This is a genomic window from Planktothrix sp. FACHB-1355, assembly GCF_014748295.1.
Taxonomy (GTDB): Bacteria; Cyanobacteriota; Cyanobacteriia; order Cyanobacteriales; family Aerosakkonemataceae; genus Aerosakkonema; species Aerosakkonema funiforme_A.
Map to the genome: position 1 here is coordinate 1 of NZ_JACJUP010000536.1, position 4,405 is coordinate 4,405.

The 4,405-nt window shown below is 42.8% G+C and carries 4 protein-coding genes; 3 read left to right on the forward strand and 1 reads right to left on the reverse strand.

Annotated elements, in window-relative coordinates:
* Positions 1-209: 209 nt before the first annotated feature.
* The 3 genes from H6S82_RS20050 (at position 210) to H6S82_RS20060 (ending at position 3,860) form a co-directional block, all read left to right on the forward strand.
* Positions 210-1,709: a hypothetical protein gene (locus H6S82_RS20050; RefSeq protein WP_190467222.1), complete on the forward strand. Its 1,500-nt coding sequence runs from the start codon at positions 210-212 to the stop codon at positions 1,707-1,709.
* A 152-nt stretch (positions 1,710-1,861) separates the two neighbouring features.
* Positions 1,862-2,920: a PHB depolymerase family esterase gene (locus H6S82_RS20055; RefSeq protein WP_199315380.1), complete on the forward strand. Its 1,059-nt coding sequence runs from the start codon at positions 1,862-1,864 to the stop codon at positions 2,918-2,920.
* A 46-nt stretch (positions 2,921-2,966) separates the two neighbouring features.
* Entirely contained in the window at positions 2,967-3,860 is an 894-nt protein-coding gene (locus H6S82_RS20060; protein WP_190467226.1) for a class I SAM-dependent methyltransferase, read from the forward strand.
* Between the two features lie 14 nt (positions 3,861-3,874).
* On the opposite strand, the gene H6S82_RS20065 is transcribed toward H6S82_RS20060, so the two are convergent.
* Positions 3,875-4,405, reverse strand: a 531-nt coding sequence (locus H6S82_RS20065) for a class I SAM-dependent methyltransferase (RefSeq protein ID WP_206756879.1), incomplete at its 5' end; no start/stop codon positions are given.

Consider the following 4,405-nt stretch of genomic DNA (forward strand, 5'->3'; position numbering starts at 1 on the left):
AGATGTAAAAGAACGTGGAGATGCAAGGATAAATATGGGTGGGGGTAGTGACATAAAGGTTAACGTGCAAAGGATAATCAATCATCAGGTATTTTGTTTTTTAAACTTATGCTACTTTGTTTGGGAGTCCAAAGTCACTTAACTAAATAAGTTGTTATTATAATAACAAATCTTTCAGCGCTACAAAGCTATTGGAATAGCCGAGCCTAATGAGTATTGACCTATACATACAACAAGCTTTCGATCCCACACCCTTGCCAGGGCTAGGGTTTAAAAATTTCCGTAAAATCTGCGATAACGGGTTTGGAGATGGTTACAACAGCTTTGCTCATTCGATGGCCTGGTTCAACAACCACTTGTATGTGGGGACTACCCGCGCTAATTTTTGCATGGCCAAGGTACAAGAAAGAACCATCCGAAGGGCTGCTGATATAGCTATTTGGCCAATTGAGAGTCCGGACGATATAGAAAGTATTTACAAATTAGATCGACGAGCGCATATCTGGCGCTACAACCCACTTACTCAAAATTGGCAACAAGTCATGCGATCTCCTAGAGTAATGGGCATTAAAGGTGCAGAAGTCGATCGTGATGTTGGCTACCGTGGCATGGCTGTCTTTCAGGGGGAATCTGACCCCCAACCCGTACTTTACGTATCAACTTGGGCAGCTAGTAGGGCTCCTGGTTCTCGGCTTTTGCGTTCGGAAGATGGAAAAAATTTTACTGTAATTTCACAACCAGGAATTATTGGCATCCCGATACCAAGTACTCGCGTGTTAGTCCCTTTCAAAGGAAGATTGTTTATGTCTCCCACAGGCGGGGCGGCTGGGAATGCAAACAAAGCAGTAGCTCCGACAATTTATGAAACCCACGACCCTGTTAAAGGAGAATGGCAAGCAGCGAGTTTGCCTGGTTTTGGTGAACCAGAAAACCAAGGTATATTTATGGTCTGTCCTTTTAAAGATCGCATTTATGCTGGTACATTTAATTGCGAAGGTTTTCAAATTTGGTCTAGTAATTGTGAAGGAAACCCTCCTTACAAATGGACTAAGGTGATAGATAAAGGTGCTTATCGCGGTTCGCTCAACCAGATTGCGATTTGTATGTCCGCATTCAAAGATGCGCTGTATGTAGGGACTGGTATTCAAGGTTGCGGTATTGATACTGAAAATAATATCGGCCCTGCTGCCTCTGAGTTAATCCGAATCTTCCCTGACGGTAAATGGGATCTGATCGTTGGTAAATCTAGGAATACACCTGATGGAGTAAAAAAACCTTTAAGCGGCCTTCCACCAGGATTTGGTAATTTTTTTAACGGGTATTTTTGGCGCAGTGCGGTTCATGATGGATGGTTGTACGTCGGCACATGCAATATGTTTAGTTTGATGTTACCGTGGCTATCCTTACAGCGTTGGTCAATGCAGTCACGTCGTTTGGTTGAGCAAGTTGGTGTTGAAAATATTGTAAACAGCCAGAGTGGATTTGAGCTCTGGCGTAGTTGCGACGGAGAAAACTGGCTTCCTGTAAACAAAAGAGGCTTTGGTAACCCTTACAACATTGGTGTGCGAAGTTTGGTTTCGACTCCCTATGGGCTTTTTCTGGGTACGGCTAATCCTTTTGGCCCAAGAGTGGCAGTCAGGCAAAATGGGCAGTGGATATACGCAGATAATCCTCTTGGAGGTCTTGAGGTTTGGTTGGGCTGCAACTAAAATAGAAAAAAGGCTAGCTTTGCTTGAAGGAAGTTAAAAATGTCAGCCAGTTATACCCAAATTCTATTTGGATATTAACCTGGAACTCAAGTTGGTGGCAGTCGTCTCCTTTTGGTAAGCATCTACAATCTTAGCTTTTAGGGCAAAGAAAGATGTCAGTTCACTTTCTGTTGAAACTCATCATGTCTCTAAACAGTACCCAGTCTCCCCAAAAAATTGCCATTACAACTATTGTGGCTATTATTCTGGTTTTGGGCTTGTTAACCTCTTGTAAAACTATGCAAGCACAGGAGGAAAAAGCTCCTATCAGAGAGCGGATCTTGGAAAGAATACAACAGAGAAGAAACAACAGAGATCTGAATAACCAAGCGGGTATATCAGGAACAATAACGCTTCAGGGGATGCAGCGTACTTACTACCTGTACGCGCCGCCTTCTTACAGATCGAATCGGCCTATGCCCTTGATATTAGCGTTTCACGGTGGCCGAGGACAAGGAGAGAGGTTGGCTCAAACTACTGGTTTCAATGATTTGGCAGACAGAGAAGGTTTTATAGTTGTTTATCCAGACGGAATTGACAAACATTGGAACGATGGAGTAAATACTCCCGGTTTTGATTCAAGTATTGATGATGTGGGATTTGTGAAGGCTTTGATAGACGAAATCGGCAGAAGTAAAAACATAGATCGCCGTAGAATATATGCTACTGGCATATCGAACGGTGGTTTTTTTACCTTGAGACTGGCTTGTGAAATGTCCGAGCGGATTGCAGCTTTTGCACCAGTAGCTGCTACTATGCCAGTTAAGCTGAAATCCAAGTGCAATCTTAAAAAGCCTGTCTCCATATTGATGATCGGGGGTACGAACGATAGATTTGTCCCCTGGGAGGGCGGTCAGGCGATTAAAGGTGGCGACGAAATAATGTCCGTGGTTGATACTTTTGAATTTTGGAAGCAACAGAATGCTTGTGTTTCCAGAGAACAAGTTAATCGCCTTCCGAACAATGCTCCCAGAGATGGTACACAAGTTGAAAGTTCCACTTACTCAGGTTGCCGTGCTAATGCAGAGGTTAGACTCCTGACGATAGAAGGGGGCGGACACACTTGGCCGGGAGGTTACGGTCAACCTCGTGCTGTGGTTGGCCAAACCAGTGGGGATATTAATGCCAGTGAAGAAATCTGGAATTTTTTCAAGCGCCACGCTCTGCCGTAAAATTAATCCAGGCTAAAAGCTCATTCATTTTGAATCATCCACCGCCATGAAAGTGAACACCACTTACGAGCCATATTCCCAACAACCTGAATATCTTGACGCCAATAGAGAGTTGCTGCGTACCCTGTCTCTCGATTCGGTGAGGCAAGTGCTAGATTTAGCCTGTGGTACTGGAGTGATGACCAGCTTACTTTTTGAGTTAAAGCCAGACATAAGCGTTATCGGGATAGACCTCTCGGCTCAGTCGTTAGAAATTGCGAGAGAAGACTTTCAACAAAAAAAACTTTTAGTAGATGACAAAACATCTTTAGATGCAGTTTTGAAGTCTGGTAAAGGCAGCGTGATGCTGATGCAAGGAAGTGCGGATGAGCTTCCTTTTGAGTCGGAAAGCGTGGATTTGGTGGTTATGGGTGGTGCTATCCATTTAATTTCGGATAAGCACAAATTACTCAGTAATATTCAACGAGTATTACGCTTTGGTGGAATGTTTACTTTCAATACTGTGTTCTATGTCGGCACTTATCCAGAAGGAACGGAAAAGGTTTATACAGAGTGGCTAAAAGAATCGTTAGCAGTATTGGAAAAAAAGAATGAAGAGTTACGTGCTGCAGGGAAAGAGACGATAAAGCGCCAACGAGGAAAAGTGGGACGGGCTTTTGATAAAGGATGGATGTCTCCTAGCGAGTGGGGAGAACTTCTGAAGATTCACGGTCTTGTAGTCAACCGAGAATATCAGCGTTCGGTAATGATGACGAAACAAAGTTTTGAAACAGTTGGCGCTTATGGTGGGCTTTCCGAGGTTTTAATGAGCGGATATCCAGTAGAAATTGCTAGCGAATGCTTACAAGAGGGAGCCAACCGTGCGTTCAGTAATTTGGGAATCACAGAAATTCCCCGCTACTGGTTGGAGATCGTTGCGGTTAAGCAACGATCTAATTAAGTTTGGAGATGTAATTATTTCGGCTTTTGGGCACGAACAACTATATAGTCGCCACCAACCATAAGTTGATTCCTAAAAGCTTTTGCGTATTTACTTATCCTTTCTTGAGCGTCATCTGTTGGTGCCTCTACACTATCCAAATGGTCTGCAAACTGAAGAATTACCTTATCTTTGATTGAGTAAATCTTCATAGGATCGAACCCTGCTTCTTGAAGATATTTTTGATAAACGTCAAGGCTATAAATATTGCGATCGTTATACATTTTTGCATCAGCAGACAAATATTCCCTGATGCGTTCTAAATTGTAATTAGACAAATTAATGCCTGGTGATGGAATAATGTCAGTCATAGCTAGAACTCCACCTGGTTTAAGCACCCTGAAAGCTTCGTAAAAAAAGTCTTTTCTGGTGTTGAAATGAAAGGCACATTCGATAGCCATGACCTTGGTGAAAGACTCTGATTCAAAGTCTAGATTAGTGGCATCTCCAAACTTGATTTCAATTTTATCTTCCAAATTTTTCTGTTTAATAAGTTCTGTACCCAG

Coding starts and splice junctions, on each gene's coding strand:
- H6S82_RS20050 (WP_190467222.1), top strand. CDS start 210: ATGAGTATTGACCTATACATACAACAAGCTTTCGATCCCACACCCTTG.
- H6S82_RS20055 (WP_199315380.1), top strand. CDS start 1,862: ATGTCAGTTCACTTTCTGTTGAAACTCATCATGTCTCTAAACAGTACC.
- H6S82_RS20060 (WP_190467226.1), top strand. CDS start 2,967: ATGAAAGTGAACACCACTTACGAGCCATATTCCCAACAACCTGAATAT.